This is a genomic window from Mitsuaria sp. WAJ17, from assembly GCF_014174515.1.
Taxonomy (GTDB): domain Bacteria; phylum Pseudomonadota; class Gammaproteobacteria; order Burkholderiales; family Burkholderiaceae_C; genus Roseateles_B.
The window spans coordinates 1-17,584 of record NZ_JACJUG010000048.1; the positions used below are offsets into that span (position 1 = coordinate 1).

Sequence of the window (17,584 nt, forward strand, 5' to 3'; positions counted from 1 at the left end):
CGGCACGCCGCGAAGGCGCACCGGCCCAGGGCCGTGTCAATGGCGCTCGCGGTGATGCACCACGGGGCGGCCAAGGCCAGGGCCAGCGCTCCGGCGGCGGCCAGGCGCGCCAGGGCAGCGGCGGCGGCAACGGCGGCGCACGGCTGACCAGCCCCAAGCGCTGAGCGTCTGCGCGCTCGCCCAAGAAAGCCCGGCACTGCCGGGCTTTCTTCATGGCGCTTCACGGCGCGCCGGCCTGATCCTCATCAAGCGGCGAGCGGCGGACGGCCCGCCCGGCTGGGCCACAATGGTCCGGCCACCTGCTGCCCGCGGAGAGACGCATGAAAGTGACCTTCCTGGGTGCCGCCGACGCCGTGACCGGCTCGCGCCACCTCATCGACACCGGCGACCGCCGCCTGCTGCTGGACTGCGGCCTGTTCCAGGGCTACAAGGCCCTGCGCGAGCGCAACTGGGGTCCCCTGGGCGTGGCGCCGTCCAGCATTGACGCCGTGCTGCTGTCCCATGCACACCTGGACCACAGCGGCTACATCCCGGCCCTGGTGCGCCAGGGCTTCAAGGGCCAGATCTTCTCGACCCCGGCCACCCGCAAGCTCTGCGAGGTGCTGCTGGCCGACAGCGCCCACCTGATGGAAGAGGACGCCCGCCGCGCCAACCGCACGGGCAGCACGCGCCATGAGAAGGCCCTGCCCCTGTACACGATCAAGGATGCGCAGCACGCCCTCTCGCATTTCGTCGGCCTGCCGCGCGACGGGCGCCTGAAGCTGGGCGCCAACGAGATCCGCTTCACGCCCGCCGGCCACCTGCTGGGCGCCGCCTGCATCACGGTGCACAGCGCGGGACGGCGCCTGGTCTTCTCGGGCGACCTGGGCCGGGCCAAAGACCTCATGCTGCCGCCGCCCCAGGCCCTGGAGGAGGCCGACGTGTTGCTGGTCGAGTCCACCTACGGCGACCGCCGCCATCCCCCCGAAGACGTGCAGGAGCGCCTGGGCCGCCTCATACGAAGCACCATCGCGCGCGGCGGCAGCGTGCTGCTGCCCAGCTTCGCGGTGGGCCGCGCCCAGGCCCTGCTGCTGGTGCTGCAGCGGCTGCGGGCGGCGGGCGAGATCCCCGGCGAGCTGCCGATCTTCATGGACAGCCCCATGGCACGCGAGGCCACGGAGATCACGCTGGAATATGGGCGCCTGCTGAAGGTCTCACCCGGCGAGCTCTCGCGCCTGTGCGAGGGCGTGCGCGTGGTCAGCAAGCCGCAGGAATCCCTGAAGACGGCCCAGGCCGTGGCCCGCCGCCCGGGGGTGGTGATCTCCGCCAGCGGCATGGCCACCGGCGGCCGGGTGCTCAACTACCTGCAGGAAATGGCGCCGCAGTCCCGCCACCACATCTGCTTCGCCGGCTTTCAGGTGGGTGGCACGCGCGGCGCCAAGATGATCAATGGCGCCCGAGAGATCAAAATCCGCGGCGCCTACGTGCCGGTTGCCGCTGAGGTGAGCCATCTGGAAGGCTTCTCGGGCCATGCCGACAGCGAGGAGCTGATGGCCTGGCTGCGCCAGTTCCGCCGTCCGCCTGCGCAGACCTTCGTGGTGCACGGCGAGCCGCAGGCGGCCGATGCCCTGCGCAGCCGCATCCAGGACGAACTGGGCTGGGCCGTGCGCGTGCCCCAGCATGGCGAAACCGTGGAAGTCTGAGCCAACGCAGGGGCGGCGCAGGCCCGGCTGCGGCATACTGCGCCGCCCATGAAGACCCAGCCCATCCGTCCCGCCGAGGTCGATTTCTCCGATGCCGCGGCGCCCAGCGCGCCGGGTTTTGGCGATGTCTACCATGCCCGCGCCGGCGCCTTCGCACAGGCGCAGCACGTCTTCCTGGGCGGCAACGAGCTGCCGCGGCGCTGGCAGGGCCGAGCCCGTTTCGTGATCCTGGAAACCGGCTTTGGCCTGGGCAACAACTTCCTGGCCACCTGGGCCGCCTGGCGCGCGGACCCGCAGCGCGCCGAGCGCCTGGTCTTCATCAGCGTCGAGAAACATCCCCTGCGCCACGCTGACCTGCAGCGCGCCCATGCCCACTCGCCCGAGCCCGCGCTCGCAGCGCAGTTGCTGGCCCAGTGGCCACCCCTGACGCACAACCTGCATGTGCTCGATTTCGAGCAGGGCCGCGTGCGCCTCATGCTGGGCCTGGGCGAGGCGCGCGACTGGCTGGCCGAGATCGTCGCCGAGGTCGATGCCTTCTACCTGGACGGCTTCTCGCCCGCGCTCAACCCGGACATCTGGGATCCCTACCTGCTGCGCAGCCTGGGCCGCCTGGCTGCGCCCCAGGCCACGGCCGCGACCTGGAGCGTGGCCCGCCCGGTACGGGACGGCCTGGCCAGCGCCGGCTTTGAGGTCCGCAAGGCAGAAGGCTTCGCCAGCAAGGGGCAGATGAGCGTGGCCCGCTACCAGCCCCGCCATGCCGCGCAGAGGCCCGCCGGCCGCCTGGCCCTTGCGCCCGGCGCACGGACGGCCCTGGTCCTGGGCGCCGGCATCGCGGGCGCCGCCTGCGCCCATGCGCTCGCTGCCCAGGGGCTGGACGTGAGCCTGCTGGAGTCGCGCCAGGCGCCGGCGCTGGCGGGCTCGGGCAATCCCGGCGGCCTCTTCCACGGCACCCTCAACCCGGACGACGGCCTGCATGCCCGCTTCAACCGTGCCGCCGCCCTGCACACCGAACGCAATGCCCGCGCCCTGCTGGCCAGCGGCCACCTGCCCTGGCTGCAGCCGGGCCTGCTGCGGCTGGAGATGCAGCGCGATCTCGCCACCCTGCAGGCCCAGATCGAGCGCCTGGGCCTGCCGGCGGACTACGTGCAGGCGCTGTCGCGCGAGCAGGCCTGTGAGCGTGCGGGCTGGCCCCTCTCGCCTGCGGTGACGGCGGCCTGGTTCTATCCCGGCGGCGGCGCCCTGCCCCCGCCGGGCATGGTGCAGGCCCTGATCGAAACAGCCGCCCGCCCCATCCGCCTGCGGACCGCCTGCCGGGTGAGCCTGCTGCGGCGCTGCGGGGAGTCCTGGCAATGCCTGGACGAATCGGGCCGGGTGCTGGCCGAGGCCGAATCCCTGGTGCTGGCCGCGGGCGCCGACAGCCTGGCCCTGCTGGACACCCTCGACGAGGGCCGCCTGGGCCCCCTGCTGCCGCCACTGAACGTGCAGCGCGGCCAGATCAGCCGCCTCGGTGCTGAACAGCTGGCGCAAGGCGGCCTGCAGGCGCCGCGCCTGCCGCTGGCCGGTGCGGGCTATGCCCTGGGCCTGCCGGACGGCGGACTCGTGTTCGGCGCCACACACCAGGACGGCGACACCGACCCAGAAATCCGGGACAGCGACCATGAGGACAACCTGGCCCAACTGGCGCTGCTGAGCCCGCAGGCCATGCCCAAGCCCGCCCTCGAGCAGGGGCGCGTGGGCTGGCGCCTGATCGCGCCGGACCGCCTGCCCCTGGTGGGCGGCCTGGGCCTGCCGGTGCCTGGCATGCGACTGGACCAAGTGCGCATGATGCCCCGCCTGCCCGGTCTGGCCCTGTGCACCGCCATGGCCTCGCGCGGGCTCAGTTGGGCCCTGCTCTGCGGCGAGCTGCTGGCCAGCCGCGTCACCGGCGCGCCGGCACCAATGGAGGCCAGCCTGCTCGATGCCCTGGACCCCTTGCGCTTCCTGCAGCGGCAAACCCGACAAGGCTGATCACCCTCGGCCACGGGGCTGTACTGCAGCGCACGAGACGCTAAGCTGATACCGGCGAACCGCCACAGCCAGCACTGCCAGGAGTATCAGCACGTGCCCTCCACAACCAGCGGCGCCAGGTCCGATCCGCAAGACAGGCCTCCCTCCGACGCGCCCAGCACGTATGGAGCTGCCGAGCTCGCCCGGCTGCTCCATGGCCTGCGGCAGAGCCAGATCGAATGGCCCGCCGAGCAGTTGCTGAAGGACCTTCATCTGGCCGGCTCCTACCACCCCAGCCCGGCACAGGCGCTGGAGCTCGAAGCCTACGGCCTGATCCTCGGCATAGGCACCGAGCCGGCTTCGGCCCTGCAACGCCTGCGTCGCGCGCGCGAGCTCCAGCAACTCGCGAAGACCCTCAAGGCCTCCCTGGCCGAGGCCGCCACCTGGCGGGTGATGCACACGCTGGAGAGCCTGCTGCAGTTGTTTCCGGCCTCCCTTCACAGTGCCGGCATGGCTGCCAGCCTCTACCTACAGGAGGGCGAGGACGAAATGGCGCAGCTGATGACGGTGCAGCGCAACAGCGTGCTCTTCCATGCCGAGATGTACGAGGAGCTGGGCACCTCCTGTCGCCAGCTGCTGGAGGAAGGCACGCCCCTGCCGCCAGCCTTCCGGCACCGCATCCTCGGCGGCGCCGGTGCCGCCGGCGCCGCCTTCAGCCTGGGCATCCGCGCGGCGGACGATGCGGGCTTCGAGCGCCATCTCGAGGACTCGATCCGCCTGCACCGCGAAGCCCTGGCCCTGGCCGAGGCCCATGGCCTGGACGCCCTGGCCTCGGTGAGCCTCACCAACCTGGCGATCGTCGAGGCCACGCGAGGCAATGCCGAGCTGAGCTGTGCGCTGATGCAGGAGGTCGAACGCCGGCCCGAGGTCGATCCCAACCGTCCGGGCTGGAAGGAGTGGCATCGCTACTGCAGCGTGTTGGTCCGCGCCCTGCAGGACGAGGACGGCTGGCAGGCCCTGATGGACGCCGCGCGCGACTACATGCAGCAAGGGCTCAACCGCGTGGCGGTGCGCGACGCCTGCCTGCACGCCGTCAAGCGCCTGGGCCGCCGCTGTGGCCGAATGGGCGATGCGCTGTGGGCCAGCGAGCGCCTCAATGAGCTGCAGCAGGCCTCCTGCCGCAAGCTGGCCAATACCCTGAGCGACACGATGGATGCGGTGCTGGAGCGCCCCCATCTGATCCATGAGCGCGAGGCCCTGGCGCAGCGGGGTTCCGACCTGGAGAACTCGCTGGCCCAGCGCAACGCCGAGCTGTCCGAGGCGTTGGCGCGGCTGCAGTCGGAGGTCGCCATCCGCCAGGCCACCGAGGTCGCCCTGCAGAAGGCGCACGATGAGCTGGAAGAGCAGGTCCGCCACCGCAGCGCGCAGCTGGAGCAAGCCATGCGCACGCTGATGCAGCAAGAGAAGCAGTTGGCCCTCTCGCGCATGGTGGCGGGCATGGCGCATGAGATGAACACGCCGCTGGACAACGCTCGCATGGGTGCTTCGCTGATCGGCGAACGAGCCAGGCAGCTGCGCATGCACCTGGCCCGGCAGACCCTGAGGCGCAGCGAGCTGGACGACCTGCTGGTCCAGTTGGACGGCGGCAGCGACCTCATCGACCGGGGGCTGGCCCGGGTCGCGCAGCTGGTGCAGCGCTTCAAGACGTTAGGACACAGCAACGAGATGCAGGACCGCAGCGAGATGGATCTCAGCGCCCTGATCCAGCTCAGCGCCTCCAGCTGGCACCAGGCTCTGCTCGAGTCCGGCGTGAACCTGCGCCTGAACCTGCCGGTGCAGTGCCTGTACCGCGGCGACCCGCAGGACATCGAGCAGGTGCTGCAACAGCTGCTGGAAAACAGCCTCATCCATGGTTTCCGGGACGGCAGGCAGGGCACGATCTGGATCGACCTGTCGGTCGAAAGTCTCGAGGACACAACGCAGGCGGCGGGCACCGGGCCGCGCGGCGACAGCAGCGCCGCGCCCGCGGTCCGGATCTGCTGGCGAGACGATGGCGTGGGCATCGCCGGCGAGCACCTGCCCCGCGTGTTTGAACCCTTCTACACCACGCAGCTGGGGCGCACGGGCGTGGGGCTGGGCCTCACCAGCGTGCACAAGCTCGTGGTGGAGCGCATGGCCGGGGAGCTAACCCTGCAGAGCCAGCCGGGCCAGGGCACCGTCGTCTGCATTCGGCTACCCATGAATTTTCAAGAAGTATGACTTTTTACAAAAGAAACACACTCCTATGACATTCGTCATGGGCATGCAAGGGGGGAGCTACACCGAGAGGGATTCTGAGGAGCGCACAAAAGGGCGATCTGCAGCAAATTTGCGCCGTGCCCCGAGACAGTGACTCGGCGAGCCATTCAAAACCACAAGGATCTTCGGATCCAGCGCAAGACGGAGTACTCCATGAAGAAGTCAAGGTCCCTGAACAGCATCAGCATCGCCGTGGCCACTCTGGCCGGCCTCACCCTCGCCTCTGTATCCGCCCAGGCGGATCCGCAGGGCCGTGCGCTGGGCCATGTGAAGCAGTTCGCCGGCAGCAGCCTGCATGGCCAAGGCCATGAGTACCGCGTGCGCGACATCATCACCGACGCCGATGGCACCGAGCACGTGCGCTTCGACCGCACCGTAAATGGCCTGCGCGTGATCGGCGGCGACCTGGTGGTTCGCTCGGACCGCAACGGCGCCCTCCAGGCCATGCACCTGACGCTTAAGCGCGACCCCCAGGTCGATGCCAAGCCCACCATCTCCCTGGGCCAGGCCAAACAGCTGGCCGCGGCCAAGCACGGCGGTGCCGACATGGGCGTCAAGCCCGAACTGGTGATCTACGCCCGCGGTGACCAGCCCCGCCTAGCCTGGGATGTGCTGGTCGGTGGCGAGGAGTCCGACGGCACGCCCTTCGAGAAGCATGCCATCATCGATGCCCAGACCGGGAGCCACCTGGACATGTGGAATGACATCCACACCGCTGCCGCCACCGGCACGGGCAAGAGCCTCTACAGCGGCACCGTCACCCTGACGACCAACTCCATCAGCGGCGGCTACGAGCTGCGCGACCCGTCTCGCGGCAGCACCTACACCACCAACATGAACAAGAAGACGGCCGGCAACGGCACGATCTTCACCGACACCGACAACGTCTGGGGCAGCAGCACCACCGCCGACCTGGCCTCCGCCGCCGTCGATGCCCAGTACGGCACCGCCGTGACCTGGGACTATTACAAGAACGTGCACGGCCGCAGCGGCATCGCCAACGACGGCAAGGGCGCCTTCAACCGCGTGCACTACGGCCGCAACTATGCCAACGCCTTCTGGTCCGACTCCTGCTTCTGCATGACCTACGGTGACGGCGACGGCACCAGCCTCAAGTCCCTGGTCTCCCTGGACGTGGCCGGACATGAAATGACTCACGGCGTCACCAGCCGTACCGCCAACCTGACCTACTCCGGCGAATCCGGCGGCCTGAACGAAGCCACCTCGGACATCTTCGGCTCCATGGTCGAGTTCTATGCCGCCAACGGCAACGATGCCGGCGACTACCTGATCGGCGAGAAGGTCATGGTGCGCTCGGCCTTCCTGCGCAACATGATGAAGCCCAGTGCCGACGGCGCCTCGGCCGACTGCTGGTACAGCGGCGTGGGCAGCCTGGACGTGCACTACAGCTCCGGCGTGGCCAACCACTTCTACTTCATGCTGGCCGAAGGCACCAACAGCAGCCTGGGCACCAGCCCCACCTGCAAGGCCGGTGACACCCGCGTCGCCACCGGCACCGGCACCCTGACCGGCATTGGCCGCGACGCCGCCGCCAAGATCTGGTACCGCGCACTGACCACCAAGATGACCTCCAGCACCAACTACGCCGGTGCCCGTGCCGCCACCATCGCCGCAGCCAACGAGCTGTATGGCGCCGGCAGCACCCAGGCCAATGCCGTGGCCGCTGCCTGGACGGCCGTCAACGTCAACTGAGCACCCCCGGACCTGTCACTCCGTGCCGCGCCCCCCGCGGGGCAAGGAACCTTGGGGCGGGCCGGCGTTTCATTGAAAGACTGACCGAGGAGGACTCCCGCCGCTGCGCAAGGGCTGCGGGCTCATCCAGCAGAAGAACGAAGGGGGCGACCGGCGGTCGCCCCCTTTCGTCGTCGGGAGATCTGAGCACGCGCCACGAGCGGCGCCGATGGACTTCAAGAAGCGCCGCCCCCGCGCCGCCACTCGCCCCCTCAGCGGCGCCAGCGATCGCGCCCCTGGCGACGGGCCTGCCCTGACGGCAGCCAGACCGTGCCATGCACCCAGTGGCGCAGCTTCAGGGCCTGCGCATGCTGCAGGCCGTCCAGGTAGTCCAGACAGGCCGGAGCGCTGAGCCACCAGCGCCCCTCCCGCTGCTGGCACTGCTCGCCATGCGCCTTTTGCAGGGGTCCCAGGCGGATGGGGTGCTCCAGGGCGCGCTCCAGGTCGGGCACCGCGATCCAGCGCTCGCCGGGCACCCATTCGGCCACCCGCATGGGCTTGCCGCGGAAGACATAGTGCTGCCCCTGCACATCCGCCAACGCCTGGTGCCGGATGCCGGAGGACAAGGCATGGACCAGGCCCATGAGCTCCGGAATGAACAGGCGCACAGGCACCCAGGCCAGCAGGACGGCGCGCACCAGGCGCCATTCGCCCTGGGCATCCAGCACATAAGCCAGCGCTGCGACGCTCACCGCCAGGCGCAGGGCCAGGCTGGCCGCGAACTGGTAGCGCCGATGGTGCCGTTCCTCGAAGGCACGCCGCCCCAGCAGGTAGGCGATGGTGTCACGCACCGCCTCCATGGCGTCCTCAGGCGAAGCTGAGAGTCTTCACGCCGCTGGAAGTGCCCAGCAGGCAGACGCCGGCCTTGTTGCGGGCGAAGACGCCCACGGTGACCACGCCAGGCCACTGGTTCACATCGGCCTCGAAGGCGGCCGGGTCGCTGATGCTGAGGCCGCGCACGTCCAGGATGTGGCAGCTGTTGTCGGTCACCACCCCGGCACGCAGCTGGGCATCGGCACCCATGGCGGCAAAGCGGCGGGCGATCTGGGCTGCAGCCATCGGGATGACCTCCACCGGCAGCGGGAACTTGCCCAGGGTCGGCACGAGCTTGGATTCGTCGGCGATGCAGACGAAGGTCTCGGCCAGGTCCGCGACGATCTTCTCGCGGGTCAACGCGGCCCCGCCGCCCTTGATCATGTGGCCCTGCTGGTCGATCTCGTCGGCGCCGTCGATGTAGACCTTCAGGCCCGTCACCTCGCTGGCGTCCAGCACCGGGATGCCCAGGGCCTTCATGCGCTCGGTGGACCGCACCGAGCTGGACACGGCACCGGCGATCTTCTTGCCGCTGGCAGCCAAGGCATCGATGAACTTGTCCACGGTCGAGCCCGTGCCCACGCCCACGATGGAGCCGTCCTCCACATAGGCCAGCGCAGCCTGGCCGACCAGGGCCTTGAGTTCGTCTTGGGTCATTGCAGTCTTTCTGGAGTTCCGGAGAGGGTCAGGTCTTGCGGGCGCGGCGGGCCTTCACGGCGGCGGCCAGCTCGCGCAGCAGGGGCTCGGTCTGCACCCAGCCCAGGCAGGCGTCGGTGATGGAGACGCCGGGCTTGAGGTCGGCACGGGTCTGGCCGTCCAGCAGGTCCTGGCGGCCGGCCTGCAGGTGGGACTCGATCATCACGCCGGTGATGCGGTCGTCCCCGCCGGCGATCTGGCCAGCGACGTCACGGCCGACCTCAATCTGGCGCTCGTACTTCTTGCTGGAGTTGGCGTGCGAGAAGTCGATCATCACCTGCTCGCGCAGGCCCGCGCCCCTGAGCGCCTCGCAGGCGGCCTGCACCGAGGGGGCGTCGTAGTTGGGGGCCTTGCCACCGCGCAGGATCAGGTGGCAGTCGTCGTTGCCGCGGGTCTCGAAGATGGCCGCCGCACCCATCTTGGTCATGCCCATGAAGGCATGGCTGGCCTGGGCGGCCAGCACGGCATCGGCCGCCACCTTGATGCCGCCGTCCGTGGCGTTCTTGAAGCCCACCGGGCAGGACAGGCCGGAGGCCAGTTGTCGATGGCTCTGGCTCTCGGTCGTGCGGGCGCCGATGGCGCCCCAGGCGATGAGGTCAGAGATGTACTGCGGCGAGAGCAGGTCCAGGAACTCGGTGCCGGCGGGCAGGCCCAGGGCGGTCACGTCCAGCAGCAGCTGGCGCGCCAGGCGCAGGCCCTCGTTCATGTGGAAGCTGCCGTCCAGGCGCGGGTCGTTGATGTAGCCCTTCCAGCCCACGGTGGTACGCGGCTTCTCGAAGTAGACGCGCATCACCAGCAGCAGTTCTCCCTGCATCTCGTCGCGGGCCTTCTTGAGCAGGCGGGCGTAGTCCATGGCCTGGTCGTGGTCGTGGATTGAGCAGGGCCCCACCACCACCAACAGGCGGTCGTCGCGGCCGTGGAGCACGTCGCTGATCTCGTGGCGGGCGCGCTCGACCAGGTTCAGGGCTTCGTCGGTGATGGGCAGTTCGTCCAGCAGCAGGGCGGGCGAGATGAGCGGGCGCACGGCGCCGATGCGGGTGTCATCGGTGCGGGTGGTGTCACGGGTGCTGTCGCGCGAGCCGATCTCGCGGTCGTTCTGGGGATGGTCGAGGGATTTCATGAAGGCTGGCCAAAGGCGGGATTGCGCTGATTATCAGCGAGGGCGGATGCGACAATCGCCCCACCCCTACAAGCCCATGCCGCCGGCCCCTGTCGTGCCGGGGCGCCGCCTTGCCGCCATGTCCCTGATTCCCTACGCTCTCACCCGCCCTTTTCTCTTCGGCATGGACCCCGAGCATGCCCATGAAGTGACGCTGGGCGCCATCGCCCGTTTCCAGAACACGTCCCTGCAGTGCCTGTGGTCGCAGAGCCGGGTGAGCGACCCGGTGCAACTGGCCGGCCTGCGCTTCCCCAACCGCGTGGGCCTGGCGGCAGGCCTGGACAAGAACGGCCGCTGCATCGACGGCCTGGGCGCCATGGGCTTCGGCTTCATCGAGGTGGGCACTGTCACGCCCAAGGGCCAGCCAGGCAATGACAAGCCGCGCATGTTCCGCCTGCCCGCCGCCCATGCGCTGATCAACCGCCTGGGCTTCAACAATGAGGGCCTGGACAGCTTCATCGCCAACGTGAAGCAGGCACACAGCTTCAGGAAGGCCGGCGGCCTGCTGGGCCTGAACATCGGCAAGAACGCCGTCACGCCCATCGAGAACGCGGTGGACGACTACCTGATCGGCCTGGCCGGCGTCTATGCGCACGCCGACTACATCACCGTCAACATCTCCAGCCCCAACACCAAGAACCTGCGCGCCCTGCAAAGCGACGAGGCCCTGGACGCCCTGCTCTCAAGCCTGCAGGAACGCAAGCTGCAGCTGCAGGCGCAGCACGGCCGTGTGGTGCCCATGTTCCTGAAGATCGCGCCGGACCTGGACGAGGACCAGATCGTCGTGATCGCCCGCACGCTCAAGCACAACGGCATTGACGGCGTCATCGCCACCAATACCACCATCGGCCGCGAGGCGGTCAAGGGTCTGCCGCATGCGGGGGAAACAGGCGGCCTCTCCGGCCAGCCCGTCTTCGAGCCCAGCAACCGCGTGATCCGCCTGCTGCGCGCCGAACTCGGCACGGGCTACCCCATCATCGGCGCCGGCGGCGTGATGAGCGGCGAGCATGCCCGCGCCAAGCTGCAGGCCGGGGCCGACCTGGTGCAGGTCTATACCGGCCTCATCTACAAGGGCTCGGCCCTGGTGCCCGAGTGCGCGCGTGCGCTCAAGGGCTTCAAGGGCTGACGGCATGGGCGTCGAGATCGAGCGAAAGTTCCTCGTGCGGGGCGAGGGCTGGCGCCAGGGCGAAGGCCGCTACCTGTGCCAGGCCTACCTGAGCCGTGACCCGGCCCGCACCGTGCGCGTGCGCATCGACGGCCAGCAGGCCTTCCTGACGATCAAGGGGCTCACCGCGGGCGCCACGCGCGCCGAGTTCGAATACGCCATTCCCGTAGCGGATGCAAAGGCGCTGCTGGCCCTGGCCGACGGCCCCTGCATCGAGAAGTTCCGCCACTGCCTGCCGGCGGGTGGGCTGATCTGGGAGATCGACGAGTTCCTGGGCGCCAACGCGCCGCTGGTGGTCGCCGAGATCGAGTTGCCCAGCGAGGACCACCCCTTCGATCGCCCCGACTGGCTGGGCGAGGAGGTGACGCAGGACACGCGCTACTTCAACTCGGCCCTGGCCGCGCGGCCCTACTCGAGCTGGCAGGCATCGAGCGGCTGAGCCGGGCTGACCCGTTCCAGGTAGCGGGCCGCCTCGCCAAAGCTCTGCAGCTTGCGCTGGAGCCAGGACGGCACCGACGGCAGCGGGGCGAAGCCCAGGCGCTGCCAGAAGGGGGCGGAGTCCTGCACCGCGATCAGGCCCATGCGCGCCAGGCCCAGCGCATGCGCGCGCTGCTCGATCCGCGCGAGCAGCGCCTGGGCCAGCCCCCTGCCCCGCCCCTGCGGGCCGACGGCCACGTCATGCAGGTACAGCAGCGTGGGCCGCGAAGGGCAACGGTAGTCGCTGGCATGCAGGCCGGGCATGGTGTCGGCGCAGACGGGCAGGCTGACGGCATAGGCGCGCAAGGCACCTGAGGCGTCGAAGGCGCCCCAGCAGGTCTGCAGGGCAGTGGTCTCGCGCAGCTTGGAGGCGAAGGCCTCGTCGGGCTCGACATAGTCCGGCCCGTAGCAATCGGCCTGCAAGCGCAGGACCGCGCCGAGATCGACCGCCCACAGGGGCCGCAGAGAGAAGTCGGAAGGCATGGGAACGGGGGGAGCGCTCAGTGCAGGACGCGGCCCCAGGGGTTGAGTGCCGGCGTGAACAGCGCAATGAAGGCGAGGATGTTCAGCGCCACCGTGCCCCAGAACACGCGCATGAACGCGGGCTTGCCGCGCTTGTGGGCGAGCAGCTGCTGAGCCAGCAGCGCACCGGGCCAGCCGCAGAAGAGGGCCAGCCCATGCAAGGTGGACTCGGCGACGCGCCACTGCCCCTTGCGGGCGGCGCGCTTGTCTCCGGCGTAGACGATGAAGGTGGCCAGGCTCAGGGCCATGTAGCTGCCCCATACCGCGTGAGGCATGGGCCAGGCCAGGTGCACGGCCAGCACGAGGGCGGCGAAGGCGGGGATCAGCATCAGGATGGCGCTGCCACGGGCCGCATCGGCCGAGGGCCGCGGCGCAGCCGCCCGTGCCACGGGCCGCGGGCGCCGGGGCTGCAGGGCCTTGACCCGCTGGGCGCGGGCCTTGCCTTGCGGATCGCGCCCGGCCTCATAGCTGAGGCGTTCGCCCACATAGGGCCGCCAGCTGCGCAGGCCGAAGGCGCGTGCATGCACGAAGAGCCGGCCCCCACCCGCATCGGGCGTGATGAAGCCATAACCCTTGGCATCGTCCCACTGCGTGAGCGTGCCCTGCTGACGAGATCCCATCGTGATCAGGAGGCCAAAGAAAAAAGCCGGCGGCGTCTGGGACGCGCCGGCCTCATCTCACTCAGCGGCCAAAGCCGCCGCGACGCGGGCCTTGCGGCGCCGGACGCTTGCCGGGGCCACCGGCGCGGCGATCGTCGCCGAAGTCACGGCCGCCGCCTTCGCGGTTGCCGTGGAAGGGCTTGTCGCCGAAGGCCGGCTTGCCACCGAAGGCAGGCTTGCCGCCGAAGCCGCGCTTCTCGCCGAAGGAGCCGCCGCGGTCGTCACGGGGTGCGAAGCCGCGCTTGTCACCGCCGAAGCCGGGGCGGTCACCGCCGCGGTCGCCGCCGCGATCAAAACCGCGGTCCTGGCCGCCGAAGCCGCGGTCCTGGCCATAGGGCTTGCGGTCGTCGAAACGACGGGCGTCCGGACGGAAGCCCTCGTCACGGCGCGGGGCGAAGCCTTCACGCGGAGCGAAGTCGCGACCCTGCGCGCCTTGATCACGGCCGAAGGACTTGCCGCCGTCGCGCGGAGCAAAGCCTTCACGCGGGGCAAAACCCTCACGCGGCTGGAAGCCATCGCGTTGCTGGAAGCCGCCGCGGGGCTGGAAGCCCTCGCGCTGGAAGGGCTTGCTGCCGAAGCGCTTGTCGCCCTTCTGCGCCCAGCCCGGGCGATCACCGCGCTCGAAGCCGCGCTCGCCAGCGGGGCGGGGCGGGAAGATGCGCGGCTCTTGCGTCTTGGGCTCCAAGCCCTCGATGTGCGTCACCGGGATCTGCTGAGTGGTGAAGTGCTGGATGCGGCGGATCATGGACACGTCGTCACGCAGGGCCAGCGTCACGGCCAGGCCCTGGCGGCCGGCGCGGCCGGTACGGCCGATGCGGTGCACATAGTCCTCCGCCTTCATCGGCAGGCCGTAGTTGATCACGTGGGTGATGCTGGGCACGTCAATGCCGCGGGCGGCGACGTCGGTGGCCACCAGCACGCGCACTTCGCGACGGCGCAGGGCCATCAGCGTGCGGTTGCGCTTGCCTTGCGGCATGGCGCCGTGCAGCGGGGCCACGGCATGGCCGATCTCGGCCAGGCGCTCGGCCAGCCAGTCGGCGTCACGCTGGGTGCTTGTGAAGACCACGGCCTGGTCCAGCTCGGGCTGGGCCAGGATGGACTCCAGCAGCTTGTCCTTGTGGATGGGGTTGTCGGCCCAGTGCAGGCGCTGCTCGATGTTCTCGTGGGTGTCGGTGTGCGAGGCGACGTCGATGCGCTGCGGGTCGCGCAGCAGCTCCTGGGCCAGGCGGCCCACGTGGCCGGCGAAGGTGGCGCTGTACATCACCGTCTGGCGGGTGGCCGGGGTGGCGGCGGCGACGGTGTTGATGTCATCGATGAAGCCCATGTCCAGCATGCGGTCGGCCTCGTCCAGCACCAGCATCTCGACGTTCTCCAGCACGCACTTGCCCGATGCCAGGTGGTCCAGCAGGCGGCCCGGGGTGGCGATCAGGATGTCCAGCGGACCCGTCAGCTGGCGGATCTGCAGGGCATAGGGCATGCCGCCCAGCACGGTGGCGACCTTCAGGCCCTGCACATGGCGGCCGTAGGTCTGCGCGGCCTTGGAGACCTGCATGGCCAGCTCGCGGGTGGGGGCCAGGACCAGGACCTTGGGACCGTAGATCTTGCCCTTCTCGCGGCGCTTGGTGTTGTCACCGCGCGCGACCAGGATCTTTTCCAGGGCCGGCAGGATGAAGGACGCGGTCTTGCCCGAGCCAGTGCGCGAGGAAACCATCAGGTCGGCGCCTTCGATGGCGGGCGGGATGGCCAGGGATTGCACCTCGGTGGCGTTCTCGTAGCCGGAGTCCTTCACGGCACGCAGCAGGACTTCGTTCAGGCCCAGATTTTCAAAGCTCATGATTTCTTTCTGCAAAGCCATGCCCGGCGACAGCCCCAAACGGCAGGCGCATGGCATGCGACCACAGCAGGCAAATGAATAGCCGCGGTCAAGGTCGAGTCGCTGGAAGACGATTCACGTCGTACACCGGGCGTGCGAGACCATCGGGGTCTGCCAAGCAGAAAAAGAGGCTTGAGCTCTGGAGCCGGTGCGGCGTCGGGGTCACAGTCAAAGCGACGGCATCGCCGCCGACCGAACCCGAGGGCGTCGGGCACCACGCTTGCATCGGGACGATGAAGAGGGGCTGCCGGACAAGGTCAGAGGAGACGTACGAAACACTGCCCGGATTCAGACAACCCTGCTGCAGTGAGACCGCGATCATACCAGGGTTTTCACGGAATGGCCAAGTGCTCCGTCAACCGGACGGCTGACGGAGCCTGCAGCTCGTGACTTCCTGCCGCTCGGCGCGGCAGGATCCTCATCAGGCGCTGTGCAGCAGTTCCAGGGCCCGGCCCACAGCTGCCATGAAGGCCGCCAGGTCCGTGCCAGCCAGGAAGGGGATGGCCCCGGCTTGGCCGTCCTGCAGGCCCGACGGTAGGACTTCCTCCTGCGCATGGGCGGCCAGTTGGGCGGGATCGAAGCCCGCTTCCAGCACCAGGGCCCAGGCCGGCACGCTGTCACCTTCGCCACTGAGGCGGGCCAGGCGCTCATTCATCAGGGCCGGGTTCCAGCTGAGGTCGGCATGCACCAGCACGCTGCCGGGCTGGCGCAGGTCCAGGCCCGCGCAGGCGGCATCGGTGGCCAGCAGCACGCTGGCCTCGCCCTCGGCCCAGGCCTGCAGCTCCATGGCGCGCACCTCGGCGCTCTGGTGCTGGCGCAGATTGGCCAGGGGCAGGCCCAGGTCCTGCAGCGCCAGCGCCAGCGGGCGCAGGGCTGCGTCATGCTGGGCGAAGACCACCACGCGCTCGGCCCGCCCAGGCACCAGGTCGGGCAGCAGGCGCACCAGGGCCGCAGCGCGGGCCTCGCCCATGCGCTCGGCGGAGCCCTGGCGCAGGCGCAGCAGGGCCTGCTGCAGCTGCAACTGCTCGCCGGCCGAGAGGCTGCCCACGCGGGACCAGCGCTGGTGCAGGCGCTGCAGAGCCTGCACATCGGTCACGTCCAATGTCAGGCCGGCGCAGTCCTGGGCCGGCACGCGCACCCAGTGCGTCAGCAGCTGGGCCGGCAGCTCGGCGGCCAGGTCGCGGCGGCGGCGGGCCAGCATCACCGTCTCCAGGACCTCGCGCTGAGCGCGCTTGCCGGCCTCGGCGCCCAGGCGGCGCAGGCTGGCATAGGGACCGCGGCGGGCATCGTCAATCCAGGCCACCAGCGGAGCCAACAGCTCAGAGCCCAGCAGCTCGCGATGGGCCAGGAGGATCAGTTGAGGCGCGCCCAGCTGGCGCAAGGCCGGCAGCGAATCACCCAGGGCATCGATGGCATCGACGATCAGCAGCTCGCAGCCGGCGGCCGGGGCCAGCTCGGCTGGCCCTGTCAGCGTCCAGCCGGCCGGCCAGGCGCCCAGCAGGCGGGCGACGTCGGCGCGCCAGTCCTCGTGCAGGGCAGCGGGTGCCACGATGGCCACAGCGCCCATGTCAAAGCGCGACTGCCACAGCTGCGCCGCCACGATGGCGCAAGGCCGCTGAGGCAGCGGGGATTCGTCAGCCAGGATGGCTCGTCCTGCACAGACGGCGAACAGCGCCGCCTCCCATTGCATTTCGGGCAGCGGAGTCCGGACCAGCCCGAGCAGGGCCGGTGAGTCCAGGCCCTGCTCGAAGGCCTGGGCCAGGCGCTCGACACGATCGCCGGCATCCGCTGCCAGCGCCAGCTGCTGCCACACCTCGGCGCCCACACGCAGCTCATGCCCCTCGGCCGCGGCCGCCTGCAGCAGGGTAGGCAAGACCTGACCCTCCAGCGGTGCGATGAAGCGGCCGTGCTCGTCCGCGCAGTCCTCGGCCAGCGAGCGCAGGGCCGGACTGGCCCCCTGCCCCAGGCGCCAGACCAGGCGGCGTTCCCAGCCAGCGCTGAGGCCCAGCTCGCTCCAGGGCGTGTCCGGGCCGGCGGCCAGCTTGCCGGCCAGCCCCCCACGGGCGGCCGACAGCTGCTCGATCAGCCACTGGCCATGGGCGCAAGCGCCCTCCTCGCTGTCATGGAACTCAGCGCAGTCACAGCGGTAATGGCCAACGCCCCCCTGCAGGTCAAGGGCGGCCAGCGGTGCGCCTTGGGCGTCCTGGATGGCATAGCTGCCGAACAGGCCCGGCTGCGGCTTGTGCCATTGCCAGTCCGGCCCCTGGGGAACGACGGCGTCCACGCTGTGGGCAGGCGGTTCGGCGGCATCCTCCAGGACAGCCTCGATCTTCGCTGCCTTCTTCGGGGGTCGGGTCTTGCGGGCCGGCTTGGGCGCTGCGACCTCGGCGACCTCAGGCGTCTCTACGGGCTGCGCGGCCTCCACGGCGGCGGCCTTGCCGCGTTTGCGGCCAGCGGGGGCGGCCGATTCCGCCAGCGCGGCGGCCACCTCGGCCACCATCG

13 protein-coding genes are annotated in these 17,584 nt (G+C 70.1%); 6 read left to right on the top strand and 7 right to left on the bottom strand.

Annotated features, from left to right (window positions below):
- Positions 1-320: 320 nt before the first annotated feature.
- The 4 genes from H5407_RS22390 (at position 321) to H5407_RS22405 (ending at position 7,679) form a co-directional block, all read left to right on the top strand.
- Positions 321-1,682, top strand: a complete 1,362-nt coding sequence (locus H5407_RS22390; protein ID WP_183106718.1) for an MBL fold metallo-hydrolase RNA specificity domain-containing protein — start codon at positions 321-323, stop codon at positions 1,680-1,682.
- 48 nt (positions 1,683-1,730) lie between these two features.
- Complete coding sequence (gene mnmC, locus H5407_RS22395) at positions 1,731-3,689, top strand: FAD-dependent 5-carboxymethylaminomethyl-2-thiouridine(34) oxidoreductase MnmC (RefSeq protein WP_183106719.1); 1,959 nt, start codon at positions 1,731-1,733, stop codon at positions 3,687-3,689.
- Positions 3,690-3,782: 93 nt separating this feature from the next.
- On the top strand, positions 3,783-5,927 hold the full coding sequence (locus tag H5407_RS24790; RefSeq protein ID WP_183106720.1) for a sensor histidine kinase: 2,145 nt from the start codon (positions 3,783-3,785) through the stop codon (positions 5,925-5,927).
- A 192-nt stretch (positions 5,928-6,119) separates the two neighbouring features.
- Positions 6,120-7,679 carry a M4 family metallopeptidase gene (locus H5407_RS22405; RefSeq protein ID WP_183106721.1) on the top strand — a complete coding sequence of 520 codons (1,560 nt, stop codon included), beginning with the start codon at positions 6,120-6,122 and terminating at the stop codon, positions 7,677-7,679.
- A 251-nt stretch (positions 7,680-7,930) separates the two neighbouring features.
- Here the strand turns inward: H5407_RS22405 and H5407_RS22410 are convergent, their stop codons facing one another.
- The 3 genes from H5407_RS22410 to H5407_RS22420 are packed head-to-tail and all read right to left on the bottom strand — an operon-like array spanning position 7,931 to position 10,347.
- Positions 7,931-8,518, bottom strand: a complete 588-nt coding sequence (locus H5407_RS22410; protein ID WP_183106722.1) for a hypothetical protein — start codon at positions 8,516-8,518, stop codon at positions 7,931-7,933.
- Between the two features lie 7 nt (positions 8,519-8,525).
- Positions 8,526-9,188 (bottom strand): ribose-5-phosphate isomerase RpiA, encoded by a 663-nt coding sequence (gene rpiA, locus H5407_RS22415; RefSeq protein ID WP_183106723.1) that lies wholly within the window; start codon positions 9,186-9,188, stop codon positions 8,526-8,528.
- Positions 9,189-9,216: 28 nt separating this feature from the next.
- Entirely contained in the window at positions 9,217-10,347 is a 1,131-nt protein-coding gene (locus tag H5407_RS22420; RefSeq protein ID WP_183106724.1) for a 3-deoxy-7-phosphoheptulonate synthase, read from the bottom strand.
- Between the two features lie 118 nt (positions 10,348-10,465).
- On the opposite strand from H5407_RS22420, the gene H5407_RS22425 reads away from it, so the two are divergent.
- Together H5407_RS22425 and H5407_RS22430 are read left to right on the top strand one after the other, a co-directional pair.
- Positions 10,466-11,512, top strand: a complete 1,047-nt coding sequence (locus H5407_RS22425; RefSeq protein WP_183106725.1) for a quinone-dependent dihydroorotate dehydrogenase — start codon at positions 10,466-10,468, stop codon at positions 11,510-11,512.
- A 4-nt stretch (positions 11,513-11,516) separates the two neighbouring features.
- Positions 11,517-11,990, top strand: coding sequence for a CYTH domain-containing protein (locus tag H5407_RS22430; protein ID WP_183106726.1), 474 nt, complete (start codon positions 11,517-11,519; stop codon positions 11,988-11,990).
- On the opposite strand, the gene H5407_RS22435 is transcribed toward H5407_RS22430, so the two are convergent.
- The 4 genes from H5407_RS22435 to H5407_RS22450 form a co-directional block, all read right to left on the bottom strand.
- Positions 11,960-12,511 carry a GNAT family N-acetyltransferase gene (locus H5407_RS22435; protein WP_183106727.1) on the bottom strand — a complete coding sequence of 184 codons (552 nt, stop codon included), beginning with the start codon at positions 12,509-12,511 and terminating at the stop codon, positions 11,960-11,962. The two genes, H5407_RS22430 and H5407_RS22435, sit on opposite strands and share 31 nt — an antisense overlap.
- A gap of 17 nt (positions 12,512-12,528) precedes the next feature.
- The gene (locus H5407_RS22440; protein ID WP_183106728.1) at positions 12,529-13,170 is read right to left on the bottom strand and encodes a cold shock and DUF1294 domain-containing protein; all 642 of its coding nucleotides are present in this window, start codon (positions 13,168-13,170) and stop codon (positions 12,529-12,531) included.
- 61 nt (positions 13,171-13,231) lie between these two features.
- Entirely contained in the window at positions 13,232-15,043 is a 1,812-nt protein-coding gene (locus H5407_RS22445) for a DEAD/DEAH box helicase (RefSeq protein ID WP_183106729.1), read from the bottom strand.
- Between the two features lie 460 nt (positions 15,044-15,503).
- Positions 15,504-17,584 (bottom strand): helicase-related protein (locus H5407_RS22450; RefSeq protein WP_183106730.1); only part of this gene is annotated, 2,081 nt, incomplete at its 5' end.

Bases quoted from the DNA above. Each gene is read 5' to 3' on its own strand.
- H5407_RS22405 (WP_183106721.1), top strand. From the start codon at position 6,120: ATGAAGAAGTCAAGGTCCCTGAACAGCATCAGCATCGCCGTGGCCACT.
- H5407_RS22440 (WP_183106728.1), bottom strand. From the start codon at position 13,170: ATGGGATCTCGTCAGCAGGGCACGCTCACGCAGTGGGACGATGCCAAG.
- H5407_RS22425 (WP_183106725.1), top strand. From the start codon at position 10,466: ATGTCCCTGATTCCCTACGCTCTCACCCGCCCTTTTCTCTTCGGCATG.
- H5407_RS22410 (WP_183106722.1), bottom strand. From the start codon at position 8,518: ATGGAGGCGGTGCGTGACACCATCGCCTACCTGCTGGGGCGGCGTGCC.
- rpiA (WP_183106723.1), bottom strand. From the start codon at position 9,188: ATGACCCAAGACGAACTCAAGGCCCTGGTCGGCCAGGCTGCGCTGGCC.
- H5407_RS22420 (WP_183106724.1), bottom strand. From the start codon at position 10,347: ATGAAATCCCTCGACCATCCCCAGAACGACCGCGAGATCGGCTCGCGC.
- H5407_RS22435 (WP_183106727.1), bottom strand. From the start codon at position 12,511: ATGCCTTCCGACTTCTCTCTGCGGCCCCTGTGGGCGGTCGATCTCGGC.
- H5407_RS22445 (WP_183106729.1), bottom strand. From the start codon at position 15,043: ATGAGCTTTGAAAATCTGGGCCTGAACGAAGTCCTGCTGCGTGCCGTG.
- mnmC (WP_183106719.1), top strand. From the start codon at position 1,731: ATGAAGACCCAGCCCATCCGTCCCGCCGAGGTCGATTTCTCCGATGCC.
- H5407_RS22390 (WP_183106718.1), top strand. From the start codon at position 321: ATGAAAGTGACCTTCCTGGGTGCCGCCGACGCCGTGACCGGCTCGCGC.
- H5407_RS22430 (WP_183106726.1), top strand. From the start codon at position 11,517: ATGGGCGTCGAGATCGAGCGAAAGTTCCTCGTGCGGGGCGAGGGCTGG.